Here is a 17,317-nt window from a genome sequence, read left to right as displayed (position 1 = left end):
ACACGGATGACCGAGCAGACGACCACCGAGCCGGGCGAGGTGCTGCTGGACGGCGGCCTCCGAGTGGCGTGCTGGAACGAGGACGAGGCCAGGTACGCCTGGGAGCAGGTGCGCGACAACCCGGCATACCGGCGGGCCGTCGACGGGCTCGGCGCGGGCGACGTGATCCTGGACGTCGGCGGGCACATCGGACTGTCGGCGCTGCTCTTCGCGCAGCAGGCGCCGGGCTCGCGGATCTATGCCTTCGAACCGGCGCCCCGCGTCTTCGACTGTCTCCACCGGACGATGGCGGCGTCCGTGCCCGGGGGAGTCGCCCTGCGGACCGCCGTCGGGGCCGAGGACACCCGCGCGGAACTGACCTTCTACCCGCAGATGAGCATGATGTCGACGCTGCACGTCAACCGCGCCGACGACGAGCTGAACTCCGGCCTGATGCTCGACAGGTTCGGCATCACCGGCCCCGTGCGCGAGCAGTTCTTCCAGTCGCGCTTCGAGGACGAGGCGGAACGGCACGACGTCGAGGTGACCAGCCTCAGCACCTTCCTGCGTCGCCACGAACTCACCGAGGTGGCGCTGCTGAAGATCGACGTCGAACGGGCGGAGCTCGACGTGCTGCGCGGCATCGACGAGGAGCACTGGCCGGGCATCCGCAGGCTCGCGGTGGAGGTCCACGACGTCGACGGCGGGCTGGCGGAGGTTCGGAGGCTGCTCACCGAGCGCGGCTACGACGTCGAGGTCGGTCAGGAGGACTTCTTCGCGGGAGGCAGCGTCCACATGCTGTCGGCCACCCGAGCCTGAGTCGGACGCGGACCGGGATGCGGGCCGCCGGGGCGAGGACGCCGATCGGCGGCACCCGCCGCGCGACCGGTCGCGTCCGCCGGGACGAGCCGTGTGACGGGCGGACCCGCTGGTCTCCGACAGTCCGACACGGCCGACTCCGCGGGCGGCGGCCGGCCGGTCGGGCGGACCGTTCGGCGGGCCGCCGCGCACCCGCGCGATCAGCTCCCGCCGGAATCGACCCCCGCAGGCGGACACACCGCCACGATCTCGCAGGACTCGGTGCGGTCCTGCACGGTGACGCGCTCGCCGTCGTGGTGGTCCGACGCATCGCGACGGAAGTCAGGTACTCCAGATGAAGGGCATCGTCCTGGCCGGGGGCAGCGGAACCCGGCTGCATCCGCTCACCCTCGCCGTGTCCAAGCAACTGCTGCCGGTCTATGACAAGCCGATGATCTACTACCCGCTGTCGGTGCTCATGCTCACCGACATCCGGGACATCCTCGTCATCTCCACGCCCCACGACCTGCCGCACTTCCGGCGGCTGCTGGGCGACGGCGGCGAACTCGGGCTGCGCATCAGCTACGCGGAGCAGCCGCAGCCGGGCGGCCTGTCCGAGGCCTTCCTCATCGGCGCCGACCACATCGGCGACGACCCGGTCACCCTCGTCCTCGGCGACAACATCTTCCACGGGACGGGATTCGCGAAGCTGCTCCAGCGCAGCGCGGCCGAACTCGACGGCTGCACGCTGTTCGGCTACCCGGTCTCCGACCCCGAGCGGTACGGCGTCGGGGAGACGGACGCGAGCGGCAGACTGATCGGCATCGAGGAGAAGCCCGCCCGGCCCCGCGGCAACCGGGCGATCACCGGCCTGTACATGTGCGACAACCAGGTCGTCGACATCGCCAGGACCCTGCGTCCGTCGGCGCGCGGCGAACTGGAGATCACCGACGTCATCCGGGCCTATCAGCGGCAGGGCCGGGCCAGGGTCATCGACCTCGGCCGGGGCTTCGCCTGGCTGGACACCGGCACCCACGACTCGCTGACCGAGGCCTCGCACTACGTCCAGATCCTGGAGAACCGGCAGGGCTCGCGGACGGCCTGCCTGGAGGAGATCGCGCTGCGCATGGGCTTCATCGACGCGCAGGAGTGCCTGGCGCTGGGACGGAAGCTGTCCAAGTCCGGTTACGGTCAGTACGTGATGCGGGTCGCGGAGGGCGAGCTCGGCTGGGACGCGACGAACGGGTGACCACCGCTGGGGGCGGTGCCGCGCGCGGCGGCCGGGGCGCGTCCTGCGGCCCGTCGAGACCGCGCCCGCCCGACCCGCCTACGCCGGTCCGGCCGGGGCCGCGGACGTAGGGGACGAGCATGCGCCGACCGCCCACGTAGCAGGTCGTCGACGCCGTACCGATCGCGCCCGCCGGGGCGCGACCGGCCGCCTAAGGCGTCGCGCCGCCGCGCTCGGGCATCGCGGACGTGGGAGCTCGATCAATCCGGCCGCGCGACGGCGGCGTCCGGCCACAGGCGTCGGGGCCCCGTCGACGCGCCGCCGGACCTTGCCCGCGCGACTCGGCCGCCGCCTCCGGACCTCGGCCGCAGACTGCGCAGCGTGACATCGAGTGCCGTGAAGGCTGGTCGGCCGCCGTCGCGCCGGACCGGTCGCTCGGCCGCCGAAACATTGAAGTTTTTGCTAGTCGGGCTCTGGCAGATTCTCGATCACGGTCACGAGTTCGCGCCGCCACACCGACGTCCGGTGACGGTGTGCGTTCGGCTCGGCGATCCGATGTCGCCGCATCCGTCGAGGAGTTGGTGGTAGATGGTGGACGAGGGCAAGCTTCGCGACTACCTGAAGAAGGTGACCGCGGACCTGCGACAGACTCGTCAGCGGCTTCGGCAGGTCGAGGCGGGCAGGCACGAACCCATCGCCGTCGTGTCGATGGCCTGCCGTCTCCCCGGCGGCGTCGACTCGCCGGAGGATCTCTGGGACGTCGTCGCCACCGGCCGGGACGTGATGTCCGCCTGGCCGGAGGACCGAGGATTCGACGCCGCGCGGTTCTACGACCCCGATCCGGAGCGACAGGGCCGGTCCTACGTGCGTGAGGGCGGCTTCCTCACCGGTGCCGCCGGATTCGACGCGGGCTTCTTCGGACTGTCCCCGCGTGAGGCGCTGGCCATGGACCCGCAGCAGCGTCTCCTGCTGGAGGTCTCCTGGGAGGCGGTGGAACGGGCGGGCCTGGCACCGGATTCTCTGCGCGGCAGCGGTACCGGCGTCTTCGTCGGCTCCAGCAATCAGGGCTACGGCGCGGGCGTCGACGGCGCCGTCGACGGCGTCGAGGGACACCTCTTGACCGGTTCGTCCAGCGCGGTGCTCTCCGGGCGGATCGCCTACACCTTCGGCTTCGAGGGACCCGCCGTCACCATCGACACGATGTGCTCCTCCTCGCTGGTGGCGACGCATCTCGCGATCCGCGCCCTGCGCCAGCAGGAGTGCTCGCTGGCGCTGGTCGGCGGGGCGACGGTGATGGCCACGCCCCGCAACTTCGTGGAGTTCAGCAGGCAGCGCGGGCTCGCCCCGGACGGCCGGTGCAAGCCGTTCGCGGAGGCGGCCGACGGCACGGCGTGGTCCGAGGGCGTGGGCGTCCTGTTGTTGGAGCGGCTGTCGGACGCCCGGCGCAACGGGCACCGCGTCCTCGCCGTGCTGCGCGGCTCGGCGACCAATCAGGACGGCGCGTCCAACGGACTGACCGCACCCAGCGGGCCCGCGCAGCAGCGGGTGATCCGCGAGGCGTTGCGGGACGCGGGGCTCTCTCCGGCGGAGATCGACGCCGTCGAGGCCCACGGCACCGGAACCGAACTCGGCGACCCGATCGAGGTGCAGGCGTTGCTGGCCACCTACGGGCAGCACCGCGAGGACGACCGACCGCTGCTGCTCGGCTCCGTCAAGTCGAACATCGGGCACGCGCAGGCCGCCTCCGGCGTCGCCGGGATCATCAAGACCGTCCTCTCGTTGCAGCACGCCACTGTGCCCGCGACGCTGCACGTGGACCGGCCGACGTCGCATGTGGACTGGGCGTCGGGGCGGGTGGAGCTGGTCACCGAGCCCACGGCCTGGCCCGAGACCGGCGCGCCGCGACGGTCGGGCGTCTCCTCGTTCGGCGGCAGCGGGACGAACGCCCACGTCATCGTGGAACAGGCCCCCGAAGCGGAACACGGTGCCGGACCGGAACAGGCTGCCGGACCGGAGACGGCGGCGGGCAGAGCGGCCGCGTCCGAGCCGGCGCGGCCCGCCGATTCCGCCCACCCCGAGCCGCTGCCGTGGCTGCTGTCGGCGCGGTCGGCGGCGGCGCTGCCCGCCCAGGCCGACCGGCTGATCGAGCATGTCCGCACGCACGAGCCCGCGCCCCTGGACACGGCGTTCACGCTGGCGACGGCCCGCGACGCGATGGAGCACCGCGCGGTGGTGGTGGCCGCCGAATCGGCGGAGCTGTTCTCGGCGGCGGGCGCCCTGGCCGAGGGCGGCGCCGATCCCGCCCTGGTGACAGGCGTGACCGGCCCGACCGGCCGCCTGGCGCTGGTGTTCCCCGGTCAGGGTTCGCAGTGGGTCGGCATGGGTCGGGACCTGCTGGTCTCGTCTCCGGTGTTCGCGGCGCGGTTCGCGGAGTGTGCCGAGGCTTTGGGTGAGTGGGTGGATTTCGCGCCGTTGGCGGCGTTGGGCGACGAGGGTCTGTTGTCGCGGGTCGATGTGGTGCAGCCGTTGTTGTTCGCGGTGTTGGTGTCGCTCGCCGCGGTGTGGGAGTCGTTCGGCGTGGCGCCGGATGCCGTCGTCGGTCACTCCCAAGGTGAGATCGCGGCGGCGGTGGTGGCGGGCGGTCTGTCACTGGCCGACGGTGCTCGGGTGGTGTGCGTCCGGTCCCGACTCATCGCCCAGACCCTGGCCGGGCACGGCGGGATGCTCTCGGTCGCGTTGTCCGAGGCCGACGTCCGCACGCGGCTGGCCGGGTTCGAGGGTGTGTCGGTGGCGGCGGTGAACGGGCCCTCCTCGGTCGTGGTCTCCGGCGATGCCGCCCCGCTGGCGGAGTTCGCCGCCGCCTGCGACGCCGACGGCGTCCGGGTGCGATGGATCCCGGTGGACTACGCCTCCCACTCGGTGCAGGTGGAGCGCATCGAGACGGACCTGTCGGCGGCCCTGGCCGGGATCACGCCGCGCAGCAGCGACGTCGGGTTCCTCTCCACGGTCACGGGCGACTGGCTGGACACCGCGGAGCTGACCCCGGAGTACTGGTACCGGAGCCTGCGGCAGACCGTGCGCTTCCATCCGGCGATCACCGCGCTGGTCGACCAGGGCTACACCGGTTTCGTCGAGTCCTCCCCGCACCCGGTGCTCACCATGGCGATCCAGGACGCCGTCGACGACGCGGGCATCGAACACGCCCTGGTCACCGGGACGCTGCGTCGCGACGACGGCGGACCGCGTCGCCTCTACGACAGCCTCGCGCAGGCCTGGACCCGCGGCTATCCCGTCGACTGGACACCTGCCTTCGGCGACCATGCCCGACGCGTCCCGCTGCCCACCTATGCCTTCCAACACGACCGCTACTGGCTCGATGCGATCCGCCCGGCGGCGGCCGGGACCGCCCCACCCGCCGACGCCGACTTCTGGCAGGCCGTGGACGACGAGGATCTCGACACCCTCGCCCGCGATCTCGCGGTGGCCCCCACCGCCCTCGCGGAGGTCCTGCCCGCCCTGTCCGCCCGCCGCGCCAGGCAGCGCCGGGACACCACTCTCGACCGCTGGCGCTACGGCATCACCTGGCGGCCCCGCACGCAGAGCCCGCGCCCCGCCCGCACCGGCGACTGGCTGCTGGTACGCACCGAGGACGACGCCGACCGGGCCGCCACCCTGCGCGACGGGCTCGCCGCCGCCGGGGCGACGGTGCGCGAACTGGTGCTCGACGCGGCCGACGAGCGGGGGCGGGAGGCGCTCGCGGCGCGGCTGCGTGATCTCGACGCGGCAGGCGCCACCGGCGTGCTCTCGCTGCTCGCCGCCGATCAGCGACCCGACGCGGAGCACATCGGACTCACCACCGGCCTGACCGGCGGCCTCGGTCTGTTCCAGGCGCTGTCCGACGTGGGCGGCGCGGCACGGCTCTGGATCGTCACCCGCGAGTCGGCGGCCACCGGCCGCGGCGACGCGGTGCGCAACCCCGAGGACGCCGCCTTCTGGGGCCTGGGTCGGGTGATCGCGCTGGAACACCCGGACCGGTGGGGCGGCCTCGTCGACCTGCCCGCCGACCTGGACGCCGCCACCGTGCGAAGCCTGGTCGGCATCCTCGCCGACCCCGGCGCCGAGGACCAGTTCGCCGTCCGTGACGGCGCGGTGTTCCTGCGGCGCCTCGTCCGCCTGCCGATCGGCGATGCCGTGCCGCCCCGGCGGTGGACGCCGCGCGGGACCGCCCTGATCACCGGCGGAACCGGTGGCCTCGGCGCGCACACCGCCCGCTGGCTCGCCCGAGGCGGCGCCGAACACCTCGTGCTCACCAACCGGCGGGGCGACGCCGCGCCGGGAGCCGCGGAGCTGTCGGCCGAGCTGACCGCCCTCGGCGCGCGCGTCACCATCGTCGCCTGCGACGTCGCCGACCTCGCCGCGCTGACCGAACTCGTCGACGGCCTGACCCGCGACGGCGAGGAGATCCGCACCGTCGTGCACACCGCGGGCATCGGCCTGCTCGTCCCGCTCGCCGACACGTCGACGGCCGACTTCGCCGAGGGCGCCCGCGCCAAGCTGGTGGGCGCCCGGAATCTCGACGCGCTGTTCGCCGAGGACACTCTGGACGCCTTCGTGCTCTGCTCCTCGGTCGCGGGCGTCTGGGGCAGCGGCGACCACGGCGCCTACGCCGCCGCCAACTCCTACGTCGACGCCCTCGCCGAGCACCGTCGCGCCCGCGGCCTGGCCGGGACGTCCATCGCCTGGGGCATCTGGAGCCCGGACGGCGGCGGCATGGCCGTCGACATCGTCCAGGAGCAGCTGCGCTGGCGGGGAATCACCTTCATGGACCCCGGGCTCGCCGTGGCGGGGATGCAGCAGGCGCTCGACCACGACGAGGCCTTCGTGGCCGTCGCCGACGTCGACTGGGACCGGTTCGTCCCGGTCTTCACCGCCGCGCGCGACCGCCCGCTGCTCGCCGAGGTCCCCGAGGTACGCGACATCCTGGCCGCCGACGCGGCGCCCGTCGCCGACGGCGGCCAGGACGACGAGCTCGTCCGGCGACTGCGGGCGAGCGACCCCGCCGAGCAGGACTGGCTGCTGCTCGACCTGGTGCGCACCCAGGTCGCCGTGGTCCTCGGCCACGACGGGCCCGAGACGGTCGACACCGGACGTGCCTTCCGCGACCTCGGCTTCGACTCGTTGATCGCCGTGGAACTGCGCAACCGGCTCAACGCGGCCACCGGCCTGCGCCTGCCCGCCACCATCGTCTTCGACCATCCGACGGCCGCCGCGCTGGCCGAGAACCTGCGGACCGCCCTGCTCGGCGAACGCGCGGCCGCACCCGTCGCCGTCCCGCAGGCCGCCCGCGCCGAGGTCGACGACGACCCGATCGCCATCGTGGCGATGGCCTGTCGGTTCCCCGGCGACGTCACCACCCCGGAACAGCTGTGGGAGCTGCTCACCGAGGGCGGCGACGCGATCTCGGACTTCCCGACGGACCGAGGCTGGAACGTCGCCGAGCTGTACGACCCCGACGCCGACCGGCAGGGCACCAGCTACGTCCGAACCGGCGGCTTCCTGCGCGGCGCGGGCGACTTCGACCCCGGCTTCTTCGGGATCTCCCCGCGTGAAGCGCTGGCGATGGACCCGCAGCAGCGGATGATCATGGAGGTCGCCTGGGAGACGGTGGAACGCGCCGGGATCGACCCGCACTCGCTGCGCGGCAGCAGCACCGGCGTGTTCGTCGGAGCCGCCTACCAGGGATACGGCAACGACCTTCCCGAGCTGCCCGAGGGCGCCGAGGGCCACCTGGTCACCGGCACGGCGACCAGCGTGCTGTCCGGCCGGGTCTCCTACACCCTCGGCCTGGAGGGACCCGCGATCACGCTCGACACCGGCTGCTCGGCGTCCCTGGTCGCGCTGCACCTGGCCGCCGACGCGGTGCGCCGCGGCGAGTGCACGCTGGCGCTGGCGGGCGGGGTCGCCGTGATGTACGGCCCCGACGGCTTCATCGGATTCAGCAGGCAGCGCGGCCTGGCCCGCGACGGTCGCTGCAAGGCCTTCGGCGCGGGAGCCGACGGCATGGCGCTCGCCGAGGGCGCGGGACTCGTGCTCGTGGAACGGCTCTCGCAGGCCCGCCGCGCCGGTCGTCGGGTGCTCGGCCTGCTGCGCGGTTCGGCGATCAATCAGGACGGCGCCTCCAACGGGCTCAGCGCGCCGAACGGACTGGCCCAGCAGCGTGTCATCCGGCAGGCGCTGGCCAACGCCGGACTGGCCTCCTCGGAGATCGACGTCGTGGAGGCGCATGGCACGGGCACGTCGTTGGGCGATCCGATCGAGGCACAGGCCCTGTTGGCGACCTACGGTCGGGAGCGGCCCGCGGGCAGGCCGTTGTGGCTGGGCTCGGTGAAATCGAACCTCGGCCACACGCAGGCCGCCTCCGGCATGGGCGGCCTGATCAAGATGCTGCTCGCCCTGCGTCATTCGACCCTGCCGCGCACCCTGCACGCCGACGAGCCCACCACGCACGTGGACTGGTCGGCGGGCGACATCCGGCTGCTGACCGAGCCGCGACCCTGGCTCGGCGAGGGCCGTCCCCGTCGCGCCGGGATCTCCTCCTTCGGCGTCAGCGGCACCAACGCGCACCTCGTCATCGAGGAGCCGCCCGCCGAGGCCGACGAGCCGAGGCGGATCGCGCCGCCCGCGGAGGCGATCGTGCCGTGGCCGGTCTCCGGCCGGACCGATCCGGCGTTGCGCGCGCAGGCGGCGGCGCTGCTGGACCGGCTCGCGGCGGCGGAATCGTCCGCCGACTCCGACTCCGCCGACACCCCCGACACCGTGCCCACCGCCGTGGACGTCGGGTTCTCCCTCGCCACCACCCGCGCGTCGTTGGACCGCCGCGCGGTCGTGGTCGGTGCGGGCGAGACCGCGCTGCGCGACGGGATGGGACTGCTGGCCGACGGCGGCGCCACACCCGACGTGGTGACCGGCACGGCCGACGTGGCCGGCCGCGTCGCGTTCGTCTTCCCCGGCCAGGGATCACAGTGGACCGGGATGGCCGTCGAGCTGCTGGCGTCGTCGGAGGTGTTCGCCGCCCGCTTCGCCGAGTGTGCCGCCGCCGTCGAGGAGCACGCCGACTTCGCCGCCCTCGCGGCGCTGTCCGACGAGGACCTGCTGGCCCGGGTCGACGTCGTGCAGCCGTTGCTGTTCGCCGTGCTGGTCTCGCTGGCCGAGGTGTGGCGGGCCCACGGCGTCGAGCCGCAGGCCGTCGTCGGACACAGTCAGGGCGAGATCGCCGCCGCCGTCGTGGCGGGCGGACTGAGCGTCGCCGACGGCGCGCGGATCGTCTGCCTGCGCTCCCGGCTCATCGCCGAGGAGCTCGCAGGCGCGGGCGGCATGCTGTCCCTGGCCCTGCCCGCCGACGACGTTCGCGGCCGGATCGACCGCTTCGGCACCCGCGTCTCGATCGCCGCGGTCAACGGACCCGCCGCCGTCGTCGTGTCCGGCGAGCCGACCGCGCTCGACGAGCTGCTCGCCGAATGCGAGGCCGACGGCGTCCGGGCCCGCCGCATCCCGGTGGACTACGCCTCGCACTCCGCGCAGGTCGAGCGGATCCAGGACCGGCTGATCGCGGCGCTGGCCGGCATCAGCCCACGCACCGGGACGGTCCCGTTCTTCTCCACGGTCGTCGGCGACTGGCTGGACACCGCCGAACTCGACGCCCGCTACTGGTACCGCGGCCTGCGTGCCTCGGTCCGCTTCGACACCGCCATCGGAGCGCTCGCCCGCCAGGGTTTCGGCGGATTCGTGGAGACGAGCCCGCATCCGGTGCTCACCATGGCGGTGCAGGACACCCTGGAGACCGCCGACCTCCCGTCGCCCACCGCCGTCGTCGGCACCCTGCGCCGGGGAGAGGGCGGCAGGCATCGCCTGCTGACCTCGCTGGCCGAGGCGTGGGTCCGCGGTCTGCCGGTGGACTGGGCTCCGGTCTTCGCCGAGTTCGACCCGCGCGCCGTCGCGCTGCCCACCTACGCCTTCCAACGACAGCGTTTCTGGCTCGCCGCCGAGAATCCGGCCCGGCGGACTCGCTCCGGCCCGGCCGCCGACGGCCGTCGCTACCGGGTCGCCTGGCAGCCGATCGAGGCGCCCGAGGCCGCCCCGGCAGGCGCCTGGCTGCTGGTGGCCCCCGCCGAGGACGACGTCCACGAGCCCCTCGCCGCCGCCCTGCGCGCCCGCGGCGTCGACCTGCGGGTGCTGCCGGTCGACGGAGCCGGGGACCGCGCCACCCTGGCACGCCGGCTCCGCGAGGTCGACGACGAACGTCCGCTCGTCGGCGTGCTCGGCCTGCTCGGCTCCGCCGAGGAGCCCGCCGAGCAAGGCTCGGCGACCCCGATCGGATTGATCGCCACCCTCACCCTCCTACAGGCCCTGGGCGACTCCGGCATCGCGGCGCCGCTGTGGACCCTGAGCACGGGGGCCGTGGCCACCGCGCCCGCCGAGCCGCTGACCGCGCCGCTCCAGGCCCTGGGCTGGGGCCTCGGTCGCATCGCGAGCCGGGAACACCCCGATCGCTGGGGCGGGATGATCGACCTGCCCGCCGACCGGGACGAGGACACGACGGACCTGCTCTGCGCCGCACTGTCCGGGGTGGGCGGCGAGGATCAACTCGCGGTACGCGGCCGAGGGCTGCTCGCCCGCCGCCTGGTGCGTGCCGAGCCCGCCGCGGCCGCCGTCCCCTGGTCGCCGAGCGGGACCGTGCTGGTCACGGGCGGCACCGGCTCCTTCGGTTCGCGGACCGCGCGGTGGCTGGCCGCCGAGGGCGCCGAACATCTGGTCCTGGTCAGCCGACGCGGCGCCGCGGCCGACGGCGCCGAGGAACTCGCCGCCGGACTGCGGGACCAGGGCGTCGAGGTGACCCTGGCGGCCTGCGACGTCGCGGACCGCGCCGCGCTGGCCGCCCTGCTGGACTCGCTGCCCGGCCCGCTCACCGCCGTGGTGCACGCCGCGGGACTGGTGGACGACGGCGTCCTGGACACCCTGAGCCCGGACCGCGTCGCGGGCGTGCTCCGCGCCAAGCTCGACGCCGCCCGCAACCTGCACGAGTCGACCCGGCATCACGACCTGGACGCCTTCGTGCTCTTCTCCTCGCTGGCGGGCACTCTCGGCGGTCCCGGTCAGGGCGCCTACGCGGCCGCCAACGCCTACCTCGACGCCCTGGCCGAGCACCGGCACGCGCTCGGCCTGCCCGCCACCGCCGTGGCGTGGGGTGCCCTGGCAGGCGGCGGGCTGGTCGACGAGGCCGCCGCCGCCCGCTTCCGGCGCACCGGGATGGGCCTGCTGGAACCCGACGTCGCCCTCCACGAACTCGGCCGGGCGGTGGCGGGCGACCTCCCGGTCCTCGCGGTGGCCGACATCGACTGGCCGCGGTACGGACCGACGCTGACGGCCTCGCGTCCCGACCCGACGCTGCACGGCCTCCCCGAGGCTCGGCCTGCGGCGCCGTCGACGGCGGAGACCGGTCTGGCGGGCGAGCTTCGCGCGCTGCCCGCCGCGGAACGCTCGGCGCGGCTGCTCGACTCCGTTCGTGCGCTCGCGGCGGTCGCGCTCGGCTACCCCGACGCGACGGCCGTCGATCCCGACCGCGCCTTCCGCGACCTCGGCTTCGACTCGCTCACGGCCGTCGACCTGCGCAACCGCGTGGCCGAGCACACCGGACTCCGGCTGCCGGTGACCCTGGTCTTCGACCACCCCACGGCCACCGCGCTGGCCCGCCACCTGGAGGCCGAACTCCTGGGCGCCGACGCGGCGGCCGACACGGCGGCCGGGGACGTCACGCGCGGGGCGGCCACGGCCGAGGCGGACGACCCCGTCGTGATCGTCGGCATCGGCTGCCGCTTCCCCGGCGGCGTCGAGTCGCCCGCGGACCTGTGGCGACTGGTCGACGAGGAGCGGGACGCGATCTCGCCGCTGCCGACCGACCGAGGCTGGGCGCTGGAGGAGAGCTACCACCCGGACCCGGATCACCCCGGCACCTTCTACACCACCGGCGGCGGCTTCCTTCAGGACGCGGGAGAGTTCGACGCCCCGTTCTTCGGCGTCTCGCCGAGGGAGGCCCTCGCGATCGACCCGCAGCAACGCCTGCTGCTGGAGACCTCCTGGGAGGCCTTCGAATCCGCCGGAATCGACCCCGGTGGCGCGCGAGGCGAACGGGTCGGCGTGTTCGTCGGCTCCAACTACCACGACTACGCGTCCCGCAGCGGGCAGGCGCCCGACGGGCTGGAGGGATACCTGGCCACCGGCAGCGCGGGCAGCGTCGCCTCCGGCCGGATCGCCTATCTGTTCGGCTTCGAGGGGCCCGCGCTCACCGTCGACACCGCCTGCTCGTCCTCGCTGGTCGCCCTGCATCTGGCCGCCGACGCGGTGCGGCGAGGCGAGTGCACGATGGCGCTGGCCGGCGGGGTCACCGTGATCTCCACCCTCGACACCTTCGTGGAGTTCAGCAGGCAGCGGGCACTCGCCCCCGACGGCCGCTGCAAGGCCTTCGGCGCGGAAGCCGACGGCGCGGGCTGGGCCGAGGGCGCGGGAATGCTCCTCGTCGAACGGCTCTCCGACGCCCGCCGCCACGGACATCCGGTGCTCGCCGTCGTGCGCGGCTCGGCGATGAACTCCGACGGCGCCAGCAACGGGATGACCGCGCCGAGCGGGCCCGCCCAGCAGCGGGTGATCCGGCAGGCCCTGACCAACGCGGGCGTGACGGCCGCCGACGTGGACGTCGTGGAGGCACACGGCACGGGCACCTCCCTGGGCGATCCGATCGAGGCGCAGGCGTTGCTGGCGACCTACGGCCACGATCGGCCGGCGGAGCGGCCGTTGTGGCTGGGGTCGGTGAAGTCGAACCTCGGCCACACCCAGGCCGCCTCCGGGTTGGCAGGCGTGATCAAGATGGTGATGGCCTTCCGGCACGAGCGGCTGCCCCGCACCCTGCACGCCGACGAGCCGTCGCCGCACATCGACTGGAGCTCCGGTGCCGTGCGGCTGCTGACCGAGTCGCGGCCGTGGGCAGCGGACGCGAAGCCGAGGCGGGCGGCGGTGTCCTCCTTCGGCATCAGCGGCACCAACGTGCACGTCGTACTCGAACAGACACACGAGCCGGAGCCCGTCGCACCGGAGTCGACGGGGACCGCGCTCGGTGCGGGCGCCCCGGCGTGGGTGCTGTCCGCCCGCTCGGCGGCCGCCCTGCGGGGACAGGCCGCGCGACTGCTCGACGTCGTCGACCGACACCCCGGACTCGACCCCGCCGACGTGGCCTGGTCACTGGCCACCGGTCGCGCGCAGTTCGAGCACCGTGCGGTGATCGCGGGCGGCGATCCGGCCGCGCTGCGTGCCCTCGCCGACGGGGACGTCGCGCCGGGGCTGACCACGGGGATCGCCGCACGCGGTCGGCTCGCCTTCCTGTTCACCGGGCAGGGCGCCCAGCGCGCGGGCATGGGCCGCGACCTGTACGCCGCCGCTCCGGTGTTCGCCGCCGCCTTCGACGAGGTGTGCGCGCGGGCCGATCACGAGCTGGCCCGCCCGCTGCGGGAGGTGGTGTTCGCGGATCCCGACGGCGAGGACGCGGCGCTGCTGGACCGCACCGAGTACACCCAGATCGCCCTGTTCGCCGTCGAGGTCGCGCTGTTCCGCCTGTTCGAGTCCTGTGGCGTCCGACCGGACTACCTGTTGGGCCACTCGATCGGCGAGATCGCCGCCGCGCACCTCGCGGGCGTGTTCTCCCTGGCCGACGCCTGCAGGCTGGTGCTCGCCAGGGGACGGCTCATGCAGGCGCTGCCGCCCGGCGGCGCGATGGTGTCCGTGCTGGCCGCCGAGGACGAGGTCCGGCCGCTGCTGGTCGGGCGCGAGCACGAGGCCGATCTCGCCGCCGTCAACGGCGCGCAGTCGGTGGTCGTCTCCGGCACCGTCGCCGCGGTCGACGCCGTCGCCGCCGAACTCGAACGGCTCGGCCGCAAGACCCGGCGGCTGCGCGTCGCACAGGCCTTCCACTCCCCGTTGATGGACGCCGTCCTGACGGAGTTCGCCGAGATCGCCGCCGGGATCGACTACTCGCCGCCGCGCATCGGCGTCGTGTCCAACGTGACCGGCGCGCTCGCCGACGGCGACGACCTGTGCACCCCGGAGTACTGGGTGCGGCATGTCCGCTCGGCCGTCCGTTTCGGCGACGGCATCCGGACGCTGACCGGACTCGGTGTCACCGCGTTCGCCGAACTCGGCCCCGACGGGGTGCTGATCGCGCTGGCACAGGATGATCCCGACGCCCTCCCGCGCGGCGCGGCCGCGGTTCCCACGCTGCGCCGCGACCGCACCGACCGGGAGGCGGTCGGCGCGGCCCTGGCCGAGCTGCACGTGCGCGGCGTCGCCCTGGACCGCGCCGAGGTGTTCGGCAGGCCGGGCGCCCGCCGCGTGGAGCTGCCGACCTATGCGTTCCAGCGCGACCGCTACTGGCTGGAGATCACCAGCAAGACGGCGGGCGAGTCGGGACTGGCACCGACCGGGCACCCGCTGCTGGGCAGCACGACGGAACTGGCCGCCGACGGCACCGTGCTGTGCACGGGGCGGATCTCCACGCAGTACCAGCCCTGGCTGGCCGAACACCGGGTGTCCGGCACGATCCTGTTCCCCGGCACCGCGTTCCTCGAACTCGCGCTCGCCGCGGGGGAGACGGCGGGCGCGGGCGCGGTCGAGGAGCTGACGCTGCGGACGCCGCTCGTCCTGGGCGACGGCGACGCCGTACGCCTCCAGCTCGTGCTCGCCCCCGCCGACGAGGCGGGACGCCGCGCGATCACCGTGCACACCCGCCCCGACGTCGGCGCGGGCGACTGGACGTGTCACGCCACCGGCTTCCTCGGCGCCGCGAGCCCGACACCCGGAGCACAGACGACGGACTGGCCCCCGCCCGGTGCCCAGCCGGTCGACGTCGCCGATCTGTACGAACGGTGCGCGGCCAACGGCTTCGACTACGGCCCGATGTTCCGAGGGCTCCGCGCGGCCTGGCGGCTCGGCGCGGACGTGCTCGCCGAGATCGCCCTGCCCGAGGGGCGGGAGTCGGCCGCGGCGGACTTCGGACTGCATCCCGCGCTGCTGGACGCGGCGCTGCACACGATCGCCTTCGAGGACCCGGAGTCCGGCGGCACGCTGCCCTTCTCCTGGGACGACGTCACCCTGCACGCCACAGGGGCCTCGGCCCTGCGAGTCCGACTGTCGCCGACCGCGACGGACACGGTGGCGTTGACGGCGACCGACGCCGCCGGGCTGCCCGTGCTGACGGTGTCCGCGCTGCGCCTCCGGCCGCTGCCCGCGGCGGAACTGCTCGCCGCCCGCCCGACCGGGACGGACTCGCTGTACCGGCTGGACTGGCCGGTGCTGCCGGTCCCGGCGTCGACGCCCGGACACTGGGGACTGCTGTCGGATGCCGACGGCGCCGACGGGATCACGCTGCCCGGCCTGGAGCGGTTCGCCGGGGTGGCCGAGGTCGCCGCCGCCACGGCGCCGCCGCAGGCCGTGTTCGCCGATTTCTCGGCGTCCTCGGTCGCCGCCGCGAGCCTGCCCGCCGCCGTCCGCGCGGCCACCCGGCGGGCGCTGGCGTCGACCCAGGCCTGGCTCGCCGAGGACCGCCTCGGCGGCACGCCGCTGATCGTCCTCACCCGTCGGGCCTGCGCGGTGGGATCGGAGCACGCGGACCCGGTCGGGGCCGCGGTGCACGGCCTCCTGCGCACCGCCCAGTCCGAGCATCCGGACCGCTTCGTGCTGCTCGACGTCGACACGGACGAGCCGTCGCCCGCCGTGATCGCCGCCGCGCTCGCAAGCGGCGAACCCCAGCTGGCGCTGCGCGGCGCCGAGGTACGGGTACCCCGACTGGTTCCCGCCCGGACCATCCCGAGCGCACAGACCGCCCGGCCCGCCGAGCCCGCGGGCACCGGGACGGCCTCGCGGCCGTGGTCGGACCGGGGGACCACGCTGATCACCGGGGCGACCGGCACGCTGGGCCGGGCGCTGGCCCGCCACCTCGTCGCCGAACGCGGGGTGCGCGACCTGCTGCTCACCAGCCTGCGCGGCCCGGCGGCGCCCGGCGCGGCCGGACTCGTCGCCGAGCTCACCGGCCTCGGCGCGCGGGTACGGCTGGTGGCCTGCGACGCGGCGGATCGCGCCGCGCTGGCCGAGACGCTGGCGACCGTGCCCGCCGAACACCCGCTGACGGCCGTGGTGCACGTGGCGGGCGTGCTCGACGACGGCGTGCTGACCGCGCTCACCCCGGAACGACTCGACACCGCGCTGCGGCCGAAGGTCGACGCCGTGGTCAACCTGCACGAGCTCACCGCCGACCTCGACCTGGAAGCGTTCGTGCTGTACTCCTCGCTGGCGGGCACCCTCGGCGGAACCGGCCAGGGCAACTACGCCGCCGCGAACGCCTTCCTGGACGCCTTCGCCGGGCATCGGCAGGCCCTCGGCCTGCCCGCTCAGTCCCTCGTGTGGGGCTTGTGGGCCGAGGCCAGCGGGATGACCGGCAAGCTCGACCGGGCGGACCTGGCCAGAATGGCCAGAGGCGGACTCGCCCCGATGTCCACCGTGGAGGCCTTCGCGCTGTTCGACCTGGCCACGGCCGGAGACGAGGCGGTGCTCGTGCCCGCCCGGCTGGCGGCGCGAACGTCGACCGACGGCGTGGTGCCGCCCGCGCTGCGGGCCTCGACCCCGGCCCGGCCGCGCTCGGCCGCGTCGACCGCCGCTCCGGCATCGGGTGCCGGGCTCGCCGAGCAGCTGGCCCCGTTGACGACGGAGGAGCGGCACGAACTGCTCGTCGACGTCGTGCGGGCGGAGGCGGCACGGGTGCTGGGCATCGCCGATGCCGAGGACGTCGACGCCGAACGCGGCTTCCTCGACCTGGGCTTCGACTCGCTGACCGCCGTCGAGCTGCGGAACCGCCTCGCCGTCGTCACCGGGCTTCGCCTGCCCGCGACCCTGCTGTTCGACTACCCCACCCCGGCCGCGCTCGCCGGTCATCTGCGCGACGAGACCGCTCCCGCGACGGGTGGTCTGGCGGACGCGCTGGTCGGAGTGGCAGCCCTCGAACGGGCGCTGCCCGCGTTGGAGGGCACCTCGGCGGACCGGGCCGAGCTGGCCGGCCGGCTGCGCGGGCTGCTCGCCGCACTGGACGAGACGGCCGCGGGCCAGGGCCGGGTCGATCCCGCGATCGACGCCGCCAGTGACGACGAGATCTTCGACCTGATCGACAACGAACTCGGCATCTCGTGACTCGCCGGGCTGCGATCGCGCTGCGAAAGG

3 protein-coding genes are annotated in these 17,317 nt (G+C 74.6%); all 3 read left to right on the top strand.

Features of this window, described 5'->3' with window-relative positions:
• Positions 1-6: 6 nt before the first annotated feature.
• The 3 genes from AHOG_RS15225 to AHOG_RS29975 all read left to right on the top strand — a co-directional run bounded on the left by AHOG_RS15225 (position 7) and on the right by AHOG_RS29975 (position 17,287).
• Positions 7-798 (top strand): FkbM family methyltransferase, encoded by a 792-nt coding sequence (locus AHOG_RS15225; RefSeq protein ID WP_093941949.1) that lies wholly within the window; start codon positions 7-9, stop codon positions 796-798.
• Between the two features lie 334 nt (positions 799-1,132).
• Complete coding sequence (gene rfbA, locus AHOG_RS15220) at positions 1,133-2,026, top strand: glucose-1-phosphate thymidylyltransferase RfbA (protein ID WP_093941948.1); 894 nt, start codon at positions 1,133-1,135, stop codon at positions 2,024-2,026.
• Positions 2,027-2,596: 570 nt separating this feature from the next.
• A complete protein-coding gene (locus tag AHOG_RS29975; RefSeq protein WP_425427609.1) occupies positions 2,597-17,287 on the top strand; it encodes a type I polyketide synthase in 14,691 nt (4,896 codons plus the stop codon).
• The last annotated feature ends 30 nt before the right edge of the window (positions 17,288-17,317 follow it).

This window comes from Actinoalloteichus hoggarensis, from assembly GCF_002234535.1.
In the GTDB taxonomy this organism is placed as follows: domain Bacteria; phylum Actinomycetota; class Actinomycetes; order Mycobacteriales; family Pseudonocardiaceae; genus Actinoalloteichus_A; species Actinoalloteichus_A hoggarensis.
Note: the sequence above shows the minus strand (reverse complement) of the source record. Positions and strands in the feature narration are given on the sequence as shown.